15 protein-coding genes are annotated in these 17,475 nt (G+C 45.6%); 12 read left to right on the top strand and 3 right to left on the bottom strand.

All coding sequences use genetic code 11. The annotated features are described in order from the left end of the window. The first annotated feature begins 33 nt into the window (after positions 1-33). The 6 genes from R8O10_RS14790 to R8O10_RS14815 are packed head-to-tail and all read left to right on the top strand — an operon-like array spanning position 34 to position 10,798. A complete protein-coding gene (locus R8O10_RS14790; protein ID WP_318191513.1) occupies positions 34-249 on the top strand; it encodes a hypothetical protein in 216 nt (71 codons plus the stop codon). Continuing rightward, the gene (gene bcsQ / locus R8O10_RS14795) at positions 246-1,025 is read left to right on the top strand and encodes a cellulose biosynthesis protein BcsQ (protein WP_318191514.1); all 780 of its coding nucleotides are present in this window, start codon (positions 246-248) and stop codon (positions 1,023-1,025) included. Before R8O10_RS14790 ends, bcsQ begins: the two co-directional genes overlap by 4 nt. Positions 1,026-1,028: 3 nt before the next feature. Beyond that, complete coding sequence (gene bcsA, locus R8O10_RS14800) at positions 1,029-3,662, top strand: UDP-forming cellulose synthase catalytic subunit (protein ID WP_318191515.1); 2,634 nt, start codon at positions 1,029-1,031, stop codon at positions 3,660-3,662. Further along, positions 3,652-5,937 (top strand): cellulose biosynthesis cyclic di-GMP-binding regulatory protein BcsB, encoded by a 2,286-nt coding sequence (gene bcsB / locus R8O10_RS14805; protein ID WP_318191516.1) that lies wholly within the window; start codon positions 3,652-3,654, stop codon positions 5,935-5,937. The genes bcsA and bcsB overlap by 11 nt, the downstream gene beginning before the upstream one ends. After that, entirely contained in the window at positions 5,937-7,043 is a 1,107-nt protein-coding gene (gene bcsZ / locus R8O10_RS14810; protein ID WP_318191517.1) for a cellulose synthase complex periplasmic endoglucanase BcsZ, read from the top strand. Before bcsB ends, bcsZ begins: the two co-directional genes overlap by 1 nt. After that, positions 7,034-10,798 carry a cellulose synthase subunit BcsC-related outer membrane protein gene (locus R8O10_RS14815; protein ID WP_318191518.1) on the top strand — a complete coding sequence of 1,255 codons (3,765 nt, stop codon included), beginning with the start codon at positions 7,034-7,036 and terminating at the stop codon, positions 10,796-10,798. Before bcsZ ends, R8O10_RS14815 begins: the two co-directional genes overlap by 10 nt. 60 nt (positions 10,799-10,858) lie before the next feature. On the opposite strand, the gene R8O10_RS14820 is transcribed toward R8O10_RS14815, so the two are convergent. From R8O10_RS14820 to R8O10_RS14830, 3 genes are all read right to left on the bottom strand, one after another. Next, positions 10,859-11,713, bottom strand: coding sequence for a co-chaperone YbbN (locus R8O10_RS14820; protein ID WP_005382073.1), 855 nt, complete (start codon positions 11,711-11,713; stop codon positions 10,859-10,861). A 472-nt stretch (positions 11,714-12,185) separates the two neighbouring features. Next, the gene (locus R8O10_RS14825) at positions 12,186-13,013 is read right to left on the bottom strand and encodes an SDR family oxidoreductase (RefSeq protein ID WP_203346043.1); all 828 of its coding nucleotides are present in this window, start codon (positions 13,011-13,013) and stop codon (positions 12,186-12,188) included. 44 nt (positions 13,014-13,057) lie between these two features. Further along, on the bottom strand, positions 13,058-13,972 hold the full coding sequence (locus tag R8O10_RS14830; protein WP_104978879.1) for a TIGR01777 family oxidoreductase: 915 nt from the start codon (positions 13,970-13,972) through the stop codon (positions 13,058-13,060). A gap of 255 nt (positions 13,973-14,227) precedes the next feature. On the opposite strand from R8O10_RS14830, the gene R8O10_RS14835 reads away from it, so the two are divergent. The 6 genes from R8O10_RS14835 to yfcE all read left to right on the top strand — a co-directional run bounded on the left by R8O10_RS14835 (position 14,228) and on the right by yfcE (position 17,474). After that, positions 14,228-14,962 carry a DUF1538 domain-containing protein gene (locus R8O10_RS14835; RefSeq protein WP_017634823.1) on the top strand — a complete coding sequence of 245 codons (735 nt, stop codon included), beginning with the start codon at positions 14,228-14,230 and terminating at the stop codon, positions 14,960-14,962. Continuing rightward, positions 14,959-15,750, top strand: a complete 792-nt coding sequence (locus R8O10_RS14840) for a DUF1538 domain-containing protein (RefSeq protein ID WP_005382078.1) — start codon at positions 14,959-14,961, stop codon at positions 15,748-15,750. The genes R8O10_RS14835 and R8O10_RS14840 overlap by 4 nt, the downstream gene beginning before the upstream one ends. Beyond that, entirely contained in the window at positions 15,740-16,090 is a 351-nt protein-coding gene (locus tag R8O10_RS14845) for a P-II family nitrogen regulator (RefSeq protein ID WP_005382084.1), read from the top strand. Before R8O10_RS14840 ends, R8O10_RS14845 begins: the two co-directional genes overlap by 11 nt. Beyond that, a complete protein-coding gene (locus R8O10_RS14850) occupies positions 16,087-16,494 on the top strand; it encodes a CBS domain-containing protein (RefSeq protein ID WP_005382085.1) in 408 nt (135 codons plus the stop codon). The genes R8O10_RS14845 and R8O10_RS14850 overlap by 4 nt, the downstream gene beginning before the upstream one ends. A 149-nt stretch (positions 16,495-16,643) precedes the next feature. Beyond that, positions 16,644-16,853: a hypothetical protein gene (locus R8O10_RS14855; RefSeq protein ID WP_005382086.1), complete on the top strand. Its 210-nt coding sequence runs from the start codon at positions 16,644-16,646 to the stop codon at positions 16,851-16,853. A 75-nt stretch (positions 16,854-16,928) separates the two neighbouring features. Further along, entirely contained in the window at positions 16,929-17,474 is a 546-nt protein-coding gene (yfcE, locus tag R8O10_RS14860) for a phosphodiesterase (RefSeq protein ID WP_047102892.1), read from the top strand. Position 17,475 lies beyond the last annotated feature (1 nt).

Genomic DNA, 17,475 nt, shown 5'->3' on the forward strand with positions numbered 1-17,475 from the left:
GAAACTCGGTATGTTGTTTAAGAACTGATCAACATGGGGCTACCATGTCTTCTCACCGAATTAAGCAACAAAGCCAATTCGATCTACTCTTCTTATAACTTAACTCAACATAAGTATATTGAAACAACAGAAAACGAGTCTTACGTGCAAGCTAAAAATAAGTGGTTGGTCTTTCAAGCCAACGGTGCTCGTAATGCTCTGTTTCAAGTGCGTATTAAGCAGACAGGTTTAGAGACTGAAGCGATATGAAACGCCTTCTTTTTGTTAGTTTAAAAGGTGGTTGTGGCTCAACGACCGTCGCTGCGAACTTGGCACAAGCATTAGTTAAGATAAACAAACAGGTACTGGCCATTGAGGTGGTGCCTAACAGTTTACTGCAAACTCATCTTGGCTTGCCGAGGGAAGAGCAAGGAGGCTGGGCGAAACAACTTCTTTCAGATAAACCTTGGACCCAGGCTGGTTATGAAAGCCCACAAGGTGCACTTTTTTTACCGTTTGGCCATCTGAATTCTGAGCAGTTAAAAGCGTTTTTTAACGAGCGTTCTCACTACCTGTCAATGCTAGGTGAAATGACGTTGCAAGTGAGCGAAAACCGTGGTGAGCAGTGGCTGCTTTTTCACGCCGACTTAGCAGAGCTTACTGATCCTGAAGTGCGATCTTTTGTCGACTCAATGGATATGATTGTGGTGGTGGTAACGGCAGACGCCCTGAGTTATCTCACTCTTCAATCTTGGCTACAACATGAAGAGCTATCGAGATTGCTTCGCTCTGACAAATTACGTTTTTTGGTGAATAAGTATCAGCCAGAAACCGAAATTGGTCGTGATTTCATGTTGGTGCTGAAAAAGGAACTTAGCGAATCCTTGATTCCTGTTTCGATTCATCGAGATACGGCATTGCTTGAATGTGTGGCAAACCTGACGACCGTTCAACACTATTCGCCATCGAGCCAAGCCGCAAAAGATTTTCAGTCTTTTGCTTTTTGGTGTGTATCCGCGTTATCAAGCGCTCAGGACCAAAGCTAATTTATGCGAAGTCTTAATCTGATTTTCCAACGTTGGGTAGTGGACCAATTCAGACTGCAGAAGAACGCTTACGAGCAAGCCTGGAATTGCAAAACAAACTGGGTTGGTGAGTGTGCTTTGTCTTTTTGGTTTTCATTGAGTTTTGTATTTTTAAAGCCAGTTATTTCGGGTGTTCCCTCATGGAAACTACCTTTGGTTTACTATCCAAACGTTAATTTTGCTGCGCCAAGATGGTTTGATCCTGTACGTTTTATTATCCAAAGCGTGTGGTTGCTTTGCTTCAAGCAAAACGTAAATACAGCATGGTCCAAAAAAAACAGCAGCTTAGCGATGACTTTAGCCGAGCAAATTCGCAATGCGTTCTACTTGCCATTTGAATTGGTTGCAAAAGGCGTCCGCTGGTTAGAACAGACAGCGAACAACATCAAAGATCCGCAAGTTCGGGAGCATATTAAAGCAAGTAAGTCAGCGATGGCGTTGAACTACACCTTGCTGTTTTTCGTGGTGTTAATCGCTTTGCTTTGTTTTACGGTGCCATTTGGTTATCAGGCTCAGACTGTCTTTGTGCTTTTACTCTGGGCATTAGCGATGATGGTCCGTCGCATGCCGGGTCGTTTTCCTACCATGCTTTTGATCATCTTGTCGGTTACGGCCTCATGTCGATACTTGTGGTGGCGCTATTCGTCTACCCTGAACTGGGACGATCCTGTTGCTTTGTTTCTAGGGGGCGTTTTACTTCTAGCTGAGACGTATTCTTGGATTGTGCTGATGCTTGGCTATTTCCAAAATAGCTGGCCATTGAATCGCAAACCAGTATCGATGCCACCGGATCAGTCAACTTGGCCAACCATTGACTTGATGATCCCTACTTACAACGAAGATCTCGATGTTGTGAAAGCGACGGTTTATGCCTCGTTAGGTGTCGATTGGCCGAAAGACAAACTTAACATCCACATTCTGGATGACGGCAAGCGTGATAGCTTCCGAGATTTCGCCAAAAGTGTAGGGGTGAACTACATCCGCCGCCCAACGAATGAACATGCGAAAGCCGGTAACATTAACTATGCGTTGAAGCAGACCAGCGGTGAGTTTGTTGCGATTTTTGACTGTGACCATATTCCTACACGAGCATTTTTTCAGCTCACAATGGGGATGTTCCTGAAAGATCCAAAGTTGGCGCTTATTCAGACGCCGCACCATTTTTTCTCACCGGATCCTTTTGAGCGTAACTTATCGAACTTTCGTAACGTGCCAAACGAAGGCAACTTGTTTTACGGCCTGATTCAAGATGGTAACGACTTATGGGATGCGACTTTCTTCTGTGGCTCGTGCGCTATTTTACGTCGAGAGCCTTTAGAGGAAGTCGGTGGTATTGCAGTCGAAACCGTGACGGAAGATGCGCACACGTCTCTGCGCATGCACCGTTTAGGCTATCGTTCTGCATATCTTAAGCAGCCGATTTCTGCTGGTTTGGCGACAGAAACATTGTCTGCACATGTTGGGCAACGCATTCGTTGGGCTCGCGGGATGGCGCAGATATTTAGGGTAGATAATCCATTGACTGGAAAGGGGCTTAAGCTCTCTCAACGGCTTTGTTACGTCAATGCCATGCTGCACTTTCTATCTGGTATCCCGAGGATTGTATTCCTGATCGCACCCTTGGCTTATTTGTTGCTGCATTCCTACGTGATTTATGCACCAGCGCTGGCGATCATTTTGTACGTATTACCCCACATGATTCACGCCAGCATGACCAACTCTCGTATGCAGGGTGACTACCGTTATTCGTTTTGGGGTGAGGTATACGAAACCGTGCTTGCTTGGTACATCGCAAGGCCAACAACAGTAGCTTTGTTTGCGCCCCATAAGGGGACATTCAACGTAACGGCTAAAGGCGGTTTGGTTGAAAAGTCTCACTATGATTGGGTTATTTCCCGACCATATTTGGTTTTGGTTGCACTCAATATTTTGGGCTTCGCTGTAGGGATTTACCGAATGGGGTGGGGGCCTCAAGACGAAATCGGTACGGTTATCGTGAATCTCGTTTGGACGATGTACAACTTGTTGATTTTAGGTGCTGCTGTCGCCGTTGCGGTAGAAGCCAAGCAAGTGCGAAAAGATCACCGAGTAGAGGTGGCGATTCCTGTCGCGGTAAGGCTTCACTCAGGACACTTGATTCAAGCGCAGATGAAGGATTTCTCTTTGGGTGGCGTGCGCATTGAAATAGACGGAGTCGATGAACCAACCTGTGCGTACCTACTTGGCCAAACCTTAGAAGTGATCCTCAATCGCGGTGGTCAAGAGTTCGTGTTCCCGATGACGGTTGCCTATGCTCATAAGGGGATATTTGGTTTACAACTCAACGAATTGTCTCATCAACAACAAATCCAATACGTCCAATGTACATTTGCACGTGCAGATACGTGGGCGAAATGGCAACAAGGCTATCAATCAGATAAGCCTCTCTCGAGTATGCAGGCTGTACTGCAAGTCGGCTTTAATGGATACAAACGCTTGTTGCAACATTGCCCTAAATTTGTTCAGGCCAGTGTGGATGCACTTTTATTTTGTATCGAATTTATTTGGTCACTAAGACCTCGTTATGTCCCAATCAGGACCTCAAGTCATGCTAAATAATAAAAAACTAACAGCGTTGACGACGGCTTTCACTCTCATGTGTATGTCGGGCAGTCTCGCGGCACAAGAAGTAAGTCAGCAACAACCAACGCCTTTGGCACAGCAAGATGCTGAAAATTCGACCGTATTTAAGCGTGTCATTCCATTTAGTCAATTGGGTTACAGTGGTTCAATTGCTATTCAAGGTAGTGAGGCCAGTGCTTATATTGGTTTCGGTTCGCGACTCGATGAGGTGGTGTCTAAAGCCACGTTGTACTTTGACATCACACCTTCACCAGCGTTGCTCTCTTTGGTTTCTCACGTCAAAGTGTATTTGAACAACGAGCTTATGGGAGTGGCGTCAATCGTCGATGGTCAGCAAGGTAAAAAATTGAGCTTATCGATGCCGCTGGATACTCGTTACTTCAGTAACTACAACCAAATTCGCTTTGAGTTGATTGGGAATACTCAGAAAGAGTGTGCCAATCCAAATGACTCGAGCATTTGGGCTGAGATCAGCCAAAGCAGTCGAATTGAAATGTTCGCCCAAAAGACAATGCTGGAAAGTGACTTGAGCTTGTTGCCAGCGCCGTTTTTTGATGTCCGTGATTTCAGCCAGTTAAATCTGCCTGTCGTTATGGGCGGCAAATACGATCTGGATGATGTCAAAGCTGCCGGTGTCTTGAGCTCTTACTTTGGTGCTCTTGCGGGTTGGCGTGGCGCTCAATTCCCTTTTAGTGTCGACACGTTACCTAAGCGCAACGCCATTGTCTTTGTTACCAATGACAACAAACCTGAGTTTCTGAGAGATTTTCCAGACACGGATGGGCCTCGTCTTCAAGTCATCACTCACCCAACTGACCCGTACGTGAAGCTTCTTCTAGTGATAGGCCGTGACAGTAAGGATCTTAACGTTGCGGTGCAAGGTTTGGCGTTGGGAAACCAACTTCTTACTGGGCCAATCGCGAAGATTAATGAAGTCAAACAAATCAAACCACGAGTCCCGTACGATGCGCCAAACTGGGTGAGTACGGCTCGTCCCGTTGCATTATCTGAATTAGTCGAACAAAAAAGCATGTTGCAAGTGGAAGGTCGAACGCCTCCTCCAATCAATGTGAGTTTGCGCTTACCACCCGATCTCTTTACTTGGCAGAGCCGTGGTATACCGATGGATCTTAACTATAGGTATTCGCCACCAGCTGCGGATCATTCTGGTTCTCGCCTGACTTTGAGCATCAATGACCAGTTCATTGAGGCGTTTAACTTAACCACAAAAGGCCAAGGTGGTGAGTCTAACCGTGTGCGTGTTCCTCTGTTAGATGACAGTATTCTGAGTGGTGATGCGCTTGTTCGTATTCCGGCCTTTAAAGTTGGCAGTAAAAACCAAATCGAGTTTGAGTTTGGCTTTGCGTCGGTGACTGATGGGCAATGTCAGGTGACGCAACCAAGTAAGCAATACGCGGTCATTGATGGTGACTCTACGGTTGATTTTAGTGGTTTCCCTCACTACATCGAAATGCCAAATATGCGCGCTTTTGCTACTTCTGGCTTCCCTTACACACGCATGGCCGATTTGTCAGAAACTGCGATTGTTGTTCCAGAGAGAGCTCCAAAAGAAGTGTTGCAGACCTTCTTAAACGTCATGGGTTCGTTAGGAAGTGATTCTGGGTACCCAGGTATTCAGGTGCTTTTGACAGATAAATGGAATGCTGAGCAACTAAAAAATAAAGACATCCTGACGATTGGTGTTGTGGATGCACTAGAAGAAGCCGCTAATAACCCTGACCAAGTTAACTTAGTGGTTAAAGAAGGTCAGAGACAAATTCGCCTGCCAAGCAAAAATGAAAAGCAGCTCGGAATGAACTGGATGAGTCCAAGTGATGCTCGTCAAGTGGCCGCGGATTATGTTTCTGTTGAGGCAGAAGGCTCTTTTGCTGCTATTTATGGTGCAGAATCGCCATTTACGAAAAAACGCAGCGTCATTTCTATTATGGCGGCTCACCCGTCAGATTTTTCGTCGGTTGATCGCGCGTTGGCTGACTCCGGTAAAGTGGAGCACATGTTTGGCTCGGTGGTGACGTTGAGAAATAACGAAGTAGCAAGCTACAACGTGGGTTCGCACTACTATGTCGGTAAGCTTCCTGTGTGGCAGCTCGTTTGGTATCACTTCTCTAATCACCCAGTCATCGTTGCGTGCTTTGCCGCCTTGCTAGTGGTGATCGTAACCATTGTGCTTTGGCGCGTATTACGTCAAGTCGCGTCTAGACGTTTAGAAAAAACTGAGGAAGAGGAATAATGAAAAAACTCATCTCGTTCCTTATGTTGTTCGTGTCTCCTTACTTGTGGGCTAACACCTGCGAGTGGCCACAATGGGAAACATTTAAGTCGGTATACATGGAGCAAGGCCGAGTCGTTGATGGCAGTGACGAGCGTATGATTACAACCTCGGAAGGCCAATCTTACGCATTGTTCTTTGCCTTGGTTGCCAATGACCCTAAAACCTTCGATCAGGTTTTAAAATGGACTAAATCACATTTGGCTGGTGGGGATTTGACGGCAAGGCTTCCTGCTTGGTTGTGGGGAAGAAAAGAAAATGGTCAGTTCGGAGTCTTGGATTCTAACCCAGCGTCAGATTCTGATTTGTGGATAGCTTACTCCCTTGTTGAGGCGGGGAGATTATGGAATAACTACTACTATCAGACCCTTGGACATCTGATCGCGAGTCGTATTTTACGTGAAGAAACCGTCAACATAGCGGGAGTTGGAACGGTATTGTTGCCAGCTCCAACGGGCTTTGATGCCGACGGCCAGTACCGTGTGAATCCGAGTTATGTTCCGTTACAACTGATTGCTCGTATGCAGTCGCTGTACCCGCAATACAACTGGGACTCAATGTATAAGGCAAGTGTTCACATGCTAGAGAAAACGATGCCAGCTGGCTTTAGCCCAGACTGGGCAGTATTGAGAAATGGTCGTTATAGCTCAGATGTGGTTACAGGGCCGATGGGCAGTTACAACGCGATCCGCACTTATCTTTGGGCGGGTATGCTAAATGACCAAGTTTCAGAAAAAGCAGTATTAGTACAAAAAATGCAGCCGTTTGTCGCGGCAACCAAAGCCCTTGGTGCGCCAGCGAGAGAAGTAAATACTGAAACGGGTAAATATACCCAAGCAGGAAGCGCAGGTTTTTCTGCTGCGGCTCTTCCGTTACTCGCGGCTTCTGGTGAATCTGCGCTGTTGGAGACGCAGTTTCGTCGTGCTCAAAATGAACTTGTGGTGGACAAAAACGATCATTATTACGACAACGTATTAAGTCTATTTGGGCTTGGTTGGCATGAAGAACGTTACCGTTTTGGTGTGCAAGGTGAATTGCTTCCTGCATGGAGCGAGAGATGTCAGTAACAGGACGCGCGTTATGGTGGATTCCACTGGTTGCTTTGGCGACTGGTGGCGTCGGCACTGTGCATGCAGAAAGCTTTAGTTCAAAACCTCTGACAAAGTCGCAGCTCGCACAGGTCTACAAGCCTATCGAGCTGGTTCAATTTTCCACATCATTAGCACGAGTTGACTCGGTTGAGTGGTTGGTTGAGCAGCTAAAACTGGCGGACGCGATTGGCCGAGATGATATTGTCGAGAGTACTCTGGAGAGGCTGTTCGCGATTGAAGAAAGCAATCCAACGGGGCTTTTCTATCAAGCGAATATGTATCTGAAACGTAAGCAGCCAGAATTAGCAAAACCGGTATTTGAGCGCTTAATCAGACAGGCGCCTCATTCGCCTCAAGCGAAAAACTTGTCATCGATTATGGCCATTCAGGGAGAGAAAAGAGCGGATTATCAGCGCGCTCAGTTGCTTGCAAAATCTGGTCGTTACGATGAAGCGATTCAAGCTTACAAAGCTCTTTTTCCAAATGGAATGCCATCACCAGCGTTACAACTTGAATTCCTACAGTTGCAAAGTAATTTGCCTGGCAGTTGGAGCTCGGTAAAACAGGGACTGGAACGTTTAAATGCAAATTATCCTAGTGTTCCGTCTTTTCAACTCGCGTTGGCCAACCACATTCGCAAAGAGAATCCTGCCGATCCATGGATTCTCGATACCTATAAAAAGTTAGCGCTTGCTCCTTCGGTTGGAACAAATGCGGCAACGTCGTGGTTGCGTGCATTGGATCAATTGCCTATTTCAGATCAAGTTGTTCAGCAATATGCCATCTTAGCTAGCTACTACCCGTCTGACATGGAGATACAAAGAGCGAATCAAAGCGCGAAAGATCGCTGGAAAAAGGAAAAGGAATTACGCAAAGACCCCACTTATCTCGCCAAGCTCAAAGGGTTAGCGTTGCTCGAGGAAGATAAAACCGACCAAGCAGAAGCTCAGCTGCGTTATGCGTTGACGACTCGTCCGCAAGAGCCTGAATTGCTTGGTGCTATGGGTAAGGTTTATCTACGTAGAGGGCAGCAACAAAAAGCGCTCGGATACTTTAAACAGGCTCAGCACTTAGATCATAATCCTGACTCGGCCTCTAAATGGGCAGCGCTAATCGAGACTTCTCAATATTGGGCGTATCTTGATCAAGGTGATGCCTTGGTCGAAAAAGGCCAGTTTAAGCAAGCAGAAAGCGTTTATCACAAAGCGATTCAATTAGATAAATCCCAACCTTATGCTTATTCATCATTAGGCTCTTTGTATCTGGTACAAGAAAATTATGCCGCGGCAGAGAAGGTTTTCAAACAAGCTTTGCAACTGGATAGCAGCAATAGCTCTGCATTGCGTGGTCGCTTAGATGTTCGTATTCAGCAGCAAGATTGGTCTGGCGCGGAAGCACTCGCGCGCAGTTACTCAGCCCAACAGCAGAAAGTGGTCGCTGAAAAAATAGCGAGCATCAAGTCGGAAGTTATTTTGACTCGTCTGCGGATCGCAATCGCTCAAAATGATCAGGCAACGATGAAAGCGTCCGTAGAGGAATTGATTGCGCTACAGCCAACCTCCCCATGGCTAAGGCTTGATATTGCTGACGTTATTCATTCAATGGGCGACAAAGTACGCGCGGATACGCTGATGTCCGATTGGGCTACATCTAGTAATGATCCTGAAATGAAATTTGCTTACGCGCTTTATCTCGCGCAGGACTTCAACGTGAATGAGGCCATCGCTGAGCTAGAGAGTATCGCACAACATGACATGACAGACGCAATGCAGCGCAATTTAACCCGCTTGAAGCTTGATGCTCAGTTGAGAGACATTCAAACGCGTTACTTAGCTTCTCCCGAATCAGTAATGGCGACATTACGTGCGCTAGAGTCGGATTATCAAGGTCAAATTCAACCGCTCGCTCGTCTAGTGAGTGCGTGGTTAGACATTGATGAAGTTAAGGAAGCTGAGAGGATTTTCCAAAACATTTCGCTTTCAGAAGATTGGTCAACCGATGACAAACTGGCTTACGGCAGCATGATGGTAAGCTTGAATCACTTTGAAGATTTTGATCGTTGGTACGTGGACTTAGCATTAAATTCCGCAACACAAGATTTAAGTGCTTCGGAAGCATTACAGCTTGATGAACTCAAAACCCGTCGACTGTTGAGTCAAGCGGATCTGATGCTGGTTAATCAACAGCCTAAGCTTGCGTTGGATTTGTATGAACAAGTTTCTTTAAAGCCTGAGCCATTTAAAACTCAAGCAGAAATTGGCATGTTGCAAGCTAGTGCTTTGACTGGATATGAAGCGACGTATCACGACATGCACCTCATTTTGAATAAAAAGCGCGATAGCTTAACTGCGGCACAGTTGATGACAGTGGCCGCGGTGTTTAATCAACAAGGCTATCGAAATGACGCTAATGCGCTAAATCAGTTGTTGGATGCGATGCCTGATGCTGATGCATTAGCGTTTCGCAATAGCATGTCTATAGCAATGATAAATCAACAGTGGGCCTTAGCTGAAACACGCGCCTATCAAGCCTTAAATCGTGACCGAATGGATAAAAATCGTGAACCTGAAGAGGCGAAAAAAGAACCCCTAAGCTTACGCGAGCTATATGATACTGCTGACGACTACTGGTTGACTCGTAACGTCAAATCGGACATCGATAAACTGCATGATCGGAGTGATGGGCATGTCATGATTGGCTGGGATTACAGTGCACGAGATGGCCGTAATACTTCGAATCAAGTGCCCATAGAAGCCCGAATCCCGATAGAGAGCTGGGATGGGCACCTGTTGCTAAAAGCCGATTATGTTTCTATCGATTCAGGTCAGTTGGACTATTATGAAAAAACCACCGATTCTGACAGCACTTCGTTCCAAAATGACGCATCAGGTATGGCATTTGGAGTGGGCTGGCAGGCTGAAGATTGGTTGGTCGATATCGGCACGACACCAATTGGTTTCGACCATACCACATGGGTTGGTGGTGTGCGCATCAATGGGGGCCTGGGTGAGTTCGGTTGGACGGCAGAAGCTTCGCGTCGCCCAGAGACCAGTAGCACGCTTTCTTATGCTGGAATGTCTGTCCCTAGCGGCACGACTGACCCTCAAGGGACTAAATGGGGCGGAGTTGCTCGTACTGGTGTGAAGTTGAGCTCAAGTTGGGACATTGGTGGCCCTTACGGTTTTTGGAGTAGCTTGCAGTATCATGTTTTGACTGGTGAAAAGGTTGAAGACAACACTAGTTTAGGCGTGTTAGGTGGGGCGTACTACAAGTTAATTGCAACGGATGACCAGCGTTTAAGTATAGGTACGAACTTAATGTACCTTGATTACGACAAAAACCTGGGTGAGTACACGCTAGGTCACGGTGGCTACTACAGTCCGCAAAGTTACTTCTCGGTGTCTTTACCTATCAACTTTTATGGCCGATACAACAGTTCTTGGTCATATCAATTGAGTGCATCCGTCTCTAACTCTTGGACTAAGGAAGACGCGCCATACTTATCGACAGTAGCGGAGTCAGACAAAGGTGGTGGTTTTGGTACGTCGTTGCAAGCGGCGGTGGAAAAGCGAGTCAGCAAACGTTGGTACCTTGGGGCGTTAGTCGATGTACAACGTTCTGAGTTTTATACACCAAACCATTTCATGCTTTATGCCAAGTACACCTTTAATGATCGTTGGCAACCAATAGAGTATCCGCCAGCAGCACCAACGCTGTATAGCGACTTCTAACAAAAAACAAAGGCCGGAAGTCCCGGCCTTTGTTATCTTATTCCTAGAAGAATGCGACGCTTAGTACAAAATTGAGTAAAGCTGGCGACGATATTTGCTTGCTAATGCGTTACCTTGACCTAGCGCACTGAGAATATCCATAAAAGTCTTCTTCACGTCACCGTCTTGGGCGCCCAAGTCTTTTTTAAGAATATTCCACAGCAGTTCCAACGCTTCTTCATCCCGAGCAACTTGGTTGTATTGTACCGCCAATTCACAAGCGAGTTCGAAGTTTGCCATGTCTGCTGCGTATGCTTGTTCTAGTCGCTGTAACTCAGGGCTATCTGCAGCCTGCAAATGCAGCTCGAGCTTGGCTATTAGGCTCTTGTAGTAGTTATCTTGATACTCGAGAGGGATAGCGTTCAGTAGTTCTTGGGCAATATCAAATTGTTTGGTTTCTAGCAAACAATCAGCCATCGCGAGTTTCACATCACCACGCTCTTGCAGCTCTGGCGGCAAAGTGTGGATGATGCTCAAAGCCTGAGCATGCTCACCTTGCTGAAGAAGTTCACTGACTTGTTTTAATAGTTGTTCATCTGGGCTTGGCAAATGCTTTTGTAGCATGGTAGCAATGGCATCAATTGGCTGGGGGCCTCCCAGACCATCGACGGCTTGACCATTTATAAACAGCGCGATAGTTGGCAATACTTGCACGCCAAATTGAGACGCTAAAGCGGGCTGATCTTCACAATTTAGTAGAGCAAGCGTAAATGCACCGTTGTACTGTTGAGCAAGAGATTGCAACTCAGGGAGTATCTGTGCGCTTTCTGGCTGAGCGTTGGCCCAAAAGTGGATCAAAACGGGCGTGTTCATTGATCCTTCAAGCGTTTCGCGAAAGTTCTGTTCTGTTATCTCAACGATAAATGGGGATTGCATCAGAGTATCCTTGCCTTGTGTCTTGTCGTTGATATTAGATATGGAGTTGATTTAGGTGAAATTCAAGCGACATTCACCATCAATAATGAATCATTCTATTTTGAGAAAACGTGGGGTAATAGAGTGAGGTTATTGCTGCTCAGGTGTTAGATAAAAAGAAAACGCTGCCGAAGCAGCGCAATTCTAATGCTATTTGTTAGTGCGGTATCAAAATAGGATGAACATGGTCAACACTACACCCACACTAAGCCAGTTAAGCTGATTTAATGTCATTGTTGCCTCGCAGTAGTATAAACATTGCTACAAAACGTAATGGGTGGCGATACCAAATCTAAGCAACTCAATCACTTTGGGCGAAAGAATCCCCGCTGAATTGCGTAGAAATTGATTCGTTTAGTTGAGGTTTTTTCAACCTACATGTTCATAATGACATCACATTGTTACGATGAAATTACATTTCGACAAAACTTTTTTATGCAGCCTGTCGCAAAATTTTATCAAGTGCACGGGTTGGTAATAGTCTTTTCAAGACTGCGAATAATTTAGTCGGTGTAGTAATTCGATAACGAATTTTCGGTGAAACGCTAGTTAATGCATGAAGAACTGGTGCGATGCAAGACTCTGCAGGTAAAACAAATCGATTATTAGACTTGTCGTTGTTGAGTCGCTCTCTTTGTCCTTCATAAGCATGACGATGGGGGCTAGATTCAATATCAACCCACTTCTCAAAGGCTCGTAATGCATTGTTTCTAAATTGAGTTTCGATCGGTCCTGGTTCTATCAATGCCACTTTGATATTCGTATCCGCAAGCTCTAGCCTGAGCGTATCTGTCCAGCCTTCTAAGGCAAATTTTGATGCATTATAGGCACCACGGTATTTCATTGCGGCAAAACCAAGAACAGAGCTGTTTTGTATGATGCGTCCTTCGCCTTGCTGGCGCATATGAGGAAGCACCTCTCTGACCAACTGGTGCCAACCAAAAAAGTTGGTCTGAAATTGATCTTGAAGAGCCTCGGTGGGTAAGTCTTCCAGTGCTCCGGGCTGACCATAGGCACCATTATTGAACACTGCGTAAAGCTTACCTTCTGTTAACTCTAGCGCTTGCTTCACGCCCGAAGAAATGCTTTCTGGGCTATTTAGGTCCAGATTGATGCAGGTTAGCCCTTCATTAATTAGGCGCTGGACATCTTGTTCTTTCCTACAAGATGCAATGACATTAAATCCCTTGTTTTGTAGGGCGTGAGCGCACACGTAACCGATGCCGGTTGAACAACCCGTAATAAGAATCGACTTTTTCATAATTTAATTTAAGACTCAGAAACCTTGATTAGAGCCATCATTCATCAGCTCCGGTCATGAAGCAAGTGCTTGAGTGCTGGCTCTATTCTGGAGTAGCTAAATTTAAAGCCCAGTTCGGTGAGTTTTTTGGGTTTGGCTCTCATGCCATCAAACAATAAGCAGGAAGATTCTCCCATTAGGAGTTCCATCGCCCATTTAGGCGTGAACAAGATATGCGGACGTTTTAGCGTTTTAGCTAGTGTGCCGCTGAATATACGATTAGTCACAGGATGGGGGGCGCACATATTGAATGCACCGTGGGCATGTGGTGTTTCAAGCAAGTACATGATGGCGCGGACCATATCTAGGATGTGAATCCAAGGCATGTACTGATTACCGTTCCCGAGTGGGCCGCCTACGCCAAGCTTGTAAGGTAATAGCATTTTTGCCAACGCACCACCATTAAGGCCGAGTACCACGCCAGTTCTCAGTAGACAAACCCGTGTTTGTTCCGACTCTGCGCGCTTGGCTATTTGCTCCCACTTTGCACAAACCTCGTGAGGAAAGTCGTCGCTATTAACATGTAAGCACTCATCAAACGGATGGTCTTGTTGATCACCATAGTAGCCAACTGCCGAGCCACTAATAAAAACAGAGGGAGGTTCGGTACTTGCGTGGATCAGCTCAACAATTTGCTCGGTAATTTTCCAACGACTTTTGCAGATTTTTTCTTTTTGCTCGCTGGTCCACCTTTTATCCGCAATTGGCTCACCTGCAAGATTAATGACGGCATCAACGTGATTGAGATCGGCGAACGACTCGAGCGAGTCAAGGTATTCGATATTACCCAGATCAGCATGCTGTAGGCGTTGTTTTGCTCGCTCTGGAGAGCGTGTAAGTAGCATAACCTGGTGAGTTGATAGCAGCTTGAGCAACTCCGAGCCAATAAACCCAGTGCCACCTGTGAGTAATATCTTCATGTTATCTCTTTGAATGTACACGTATTAGAACATTATAGTCGTTTTGTGCTTAGCTTGATCATCTCAACACCATTATTTCTGGGATAGTGACAAGCTGGCAGAGATACTATTAACTTCACATATTAGAAAATATGTAACTAAATGTTATAGATGGCGCTAGTGCATTCACGGTAGAAGAGTGAAATCTATGCCAGACTAAAAGTTATCGCTCATTGGAACGAGCGTAATCAGTTTGCATAATCAAGGAGGATAGGCATGGAAGCATTTGTTGCGCTTTTTCGAGCGCTCCTCAATAGTGCTCGTGACTTATTACCCATCATCATTGTTATCACTTTTTTTCAATTAGTCGTTTTGCAAGAGCCGCTGCCCAACCTGGTCTCCATTCTTTTTGGCTTGTTGCTTGTCGTTTTAGGATTAACCTTTTTTATCTTTGGCCTAGAACTTGGTCTTTTTCCTATCGGAGAGAGTATGGCTCAAGCCTTTGCAAAAAAAGGCAGCGTATTCTGGTTGTTAGTTTTTGCGTTTTGTCTAGGCTTTGGCACCACGATCGCCGAGCCTGCATTAACGGCCGTAGCAGAAGAAGCATCAGAAGTTGCGGCAGAAGGAGGGATGATCACAAACTCAGAGCAATCCATGCAGGATTATGGACAAGGGCTACGAGTAACGGTGGCACTTTCTGTGGGGATCGCTATCGTTATTGGCGTTCTGCGCATCTTAAAAGGGTGGCCAATTCATTACATGATCATCGGCGGCTACGTCGGCGTTGTAATACTGACGTGGTTTGCACCTGAAGCCATTATTGGCGTTGCTTACGATTCCGGAGGTGTAACCACGTCCACCATAACAGTACCTTTGGTCACTGCACTGGGTGTCGGTTTAGCGTCTTCTATTAAAGGGCGTAACCCTATGGTGGATGGCTTTGGTTTAATCGCTTTTGCCTCGCTGTTACCGATGATGTTTGTGATGGTTTACGGAATGGTCGTAACATGATTTCAATTGATCATTTCCTAGACACTTTGTTATCGACCGTTCGAGACGTCGTTCCCATCGCCAGCATTATTTTTGGTTTTCAGTTAGCGGTGTTAAGGCGTCCTGTTAGCAACCTTAAGAAAGTTTTGCTTGGGTTCGTTTATGTGATTTTCGGGTTAGCTCTTTTTTTACTTGGATTAGAAATGGCGTTGTTTCCACTTGGGGAGACGATGGCTGTGCAATTAACGGCGCCGGAGTTTTTACAAGAGTTCAAAGTATCGGTAGGGAAAGCCTTAATGTGGGTCGACTATTATTGGGTTTACACCTTCGCCTTTTTTATAGGCTTTAGTACCACGATTGCAGAGCCTTCTTTAATCGCTGTAGCGATAAAAGCAAACCAAGTCTCTGGAGGCAGTATCAGTATTAACGGCTTGCGCGTAGCCGTTGCGTTTGGGGTGGCAATTGGTATTGCATTAGGGAGTTACCGGATTGTCGTGGGCGATCCCATTCATTATTACATCATCGCGGGTTACATCGTCGTTGTGATTCAAACGTTTTACGCTCCTAAGCTTATTGTTCCACTCGCCTACGATTCTGGAGGCGTAACAACTTCTACCGTCACTGTCCCACTTGTAACTGCATTAGGGTTAGGGCTTGCTTCGACCGTCCCTGGAAGAAACCCAATGATTGATGGCTTTGGCTTGATCGCGTTTGCCAGTCTATTTCCTATGATCTCTGTGATGGGCTATGCGCAAATAACCCAGTGGCTGAATAAAAACGTCTCGGAGGAAGAAGAAAATGCGCTTTAAATTGATACTTGCGTTTGTTGAAGACAGCAAAACAGACAAGGTGTTGGACGCTGCACGCGATGCTGGTGCGACCGGTGCAACAGTGATTAACAATGCTCGCGGGCAAGGTTTAAATCAAAAGCGAACGTTTTTTGGTTTAACGCTAGAAGTGCAAAAAGATGTGCTGCTGTTTGTGGTCGAGGAGCATCTCTCTCGACACATATTAGAAACCATTAATGAGGTTGGTGAATTTGACAGAGAGTCGGGACAGGGGATTGCTATTCAGATCGATATTGAAGATGCAGTCGGTGTCGCGCATCAAGTCGAGACATTGACCAAAGTAGTCGAGGATGAATTATGAGTGATCAAACGATAATTAGAGTTCGAGATGTTATGGCGGCAACGTATGTAATGGTTGATGGACTGATGACCGTATACGAAGGCATAACGCTAGCGAAAAAATACCAAGTCAAAGCGCTGGTGGTGAAAAAGCGAGATGATAATGATGAATATGGCATCGTGTTGATGAATGATATCGCCAAAAAGGTGCTGGCGAATAATCGTTCTCCTCAGCGCACAAATATTTATGAAATCATGACCAAGCCCGCTTTGTGTGTCGAACCAGATATGAACGTAAAATATTGTGCCCGTTTGTTTGAGCGATTTGGCATAAGCAGAGCGCCGGTCATTGAAAGTGGCGAGGTCATTGGGATGGTGAGTTATAACAATATTGTCATCAATGGTATGGTGCGAGAAGAAGTGTAATAGGTTGATATAAATGAAAAATCAACGAATTTTTTCTCAAGTCAGCGACTGTTACAAAGAACTAAAATATTTAATATATGTTAGGTTGCATATGTGTTAATTCACCATTATTCTTTGCGCCCTAAGCCTAATGTCGAGGAATCTGTATCATGCCTTTAGTCTCTTGCCCCGTGTGTGAGAAACAAATCTCAAAACGCGCTCATGCATGTCCAGGATGCGGAGAGCCCGATCCGCTGCACCATCTAGCCAAATCAAAATTTATGTCGATGGTGTTTTGGATACTGGTGTTGGTTGGAACAGCGTATGCAGCATGGTTCTATGTTTTGCCTATGGTCATTGAATCATTGCGCTATCAGTAGTATTCAAACCGTCGTAGGTTGAGCTGCTAAAAAAATGCCGTAGAATGACCTCATACTTTTTGAGGAGACGATGTCGTGAAACTATTTTTTGCCTCAGACCTGCATGGCTCTTTGCCAGCAACTAAAGAAACCATTGATCTATTTTTGGCTTCTGGTGCGCACCACCTGATTTTGCTAGGAGATACGCTAAACCATGGGCCGCGAAACCCTATTCCGGAAGGCTACAACCCTCCACAGGTAGCAGACTTATTGAACCAATACAGTGATCAAATTATTTCTGTACGTGGCAACTGTGATAGTGAAGTAGACCAAATGCTATTGAAGTTTCCAATGATGATGGATTACTCATGGGTGCTACTTGAATCTGGCAAGAGAATCTTTTTGACTCATGGTCACTTGTACAACTCTGAAAAACGGCCGCCACTGCGTGAAGGTGATATCATCGCCCACGGTCATACACATGTTCCCGTCGCAGAGATGCAAGATGGAGCCATTATATTCAACCCAGGCTCGATGACATTCCCACGTAATGGCTTACCGAGAAGCTTTGGTACTCTAGAAGGCAATAAGCTAACGGTAAAAACGCCAGAAGGCGAAGTATTAGCACAAACCATGATTTAAC

Origin of the sequence: Vibrio sp. 1727, from assembly GCF_033344415.1 — a bacterium.
In the GTDB taxonomy this organism is placed as follows: Bacteria; Pseudomonadota; Gammaproteobacteria; order Enterobacterales; family Vibrionaceae; genus Vibrio; species Vibrio alginolyticus.

Coding starts and splice junctions, on each gene's coding strand:
- R8O10_RS14790 (WP_318191513.1), top strand. CDS start 34: ATGGGGCTACCATGTCTTCTCACCGAATTAAGCAACAAAGCCAATTCG.
- bcsQ (WP_318191514.1), top strand. CDS start 246: ATGAAACGCCTTCTTTTTGTTAGTTTAAAAGGTGGTTGTGGCTCAACG.
- bcsA (WP_318191515.1), top strand. CDS start 1,029: ATGCGAAGTCTTAATCTGATTTTCCAACGTTGGGTAGTGGACCAATTC.
- bcsB (WP_318191516.1), top strand. CDS start 3,652: ATGCTAAATAATAAAAAACTAACAGCGTTGACGACGGCTTTCACTCTC.
- bcsZ (WP_318191517.1), top strand. CDS start 5,937: ATGAAAAAACTCATCTCGTTCCTTATGTTGTTCGTGTCTCCTTACTTG.
- R8O10_RS14815 (WP_318191518.1), top strand. CDS start 7,034: ATGTCAGTAACAGGACGCGCGTTATGGTGGATTCCACTGGTTGCTTTG.
- R8O10_RS14820 (WP_005382073.1), bottom strand. CDS start 11,713: ATGCAATCCCCATTTATCGTTGAGATAACAGAACAGAACTTTCGCGAA.
- R8O10_RS14825 (WP_203346043.1), bottom strand. CDS start 13,013: ATGAAAAAGTCGATTCTTATTACGGGTTGTTCAACCGGCATCGGTTAC.
- R8O10_RS14830 (WP_104978879.1), bottom strand. CDS start 13,972: ATGAAGATATTACTCACAGGTGGCACTGGGTTTATTGGCTCGGAGTTG.
- R8O10_RS14835 (WP_017634823.1), top strand. CDS start 14,228: ATGGAAGCATTTGTTGCGCTTTTTCGAGCGCTCCTCAATAGTGCTCGT.
- R8O10_RS14840 (WP_005382078.1), top strand. CDS start 14,959: ATGATTTCAATTGATCATTTCCTAGACACTTTGTTATCGACCGTTCGA.
- R8O10_RS14845 (WP_005382084.1), top strand. CDS start 15,740: ATGCGCTTTAAATTGATACTTGCGTTTGTTGAAGACAGCAAAACAGAC.
- R8O10_RS14850 (WP_005382085.1), top strand. CDS start 16,087: ATGAGTGATCAAACGATAATTAGAGTTCGAGATGTTATGGCGGCAACG.
- R8O10_RS14855 (WP_005382086.1), top strand. CDS start 16,644: ATGCCTTTAGTCTCTTGCCCCGTGTGTGAGAAACAAATCTCAAAACGC.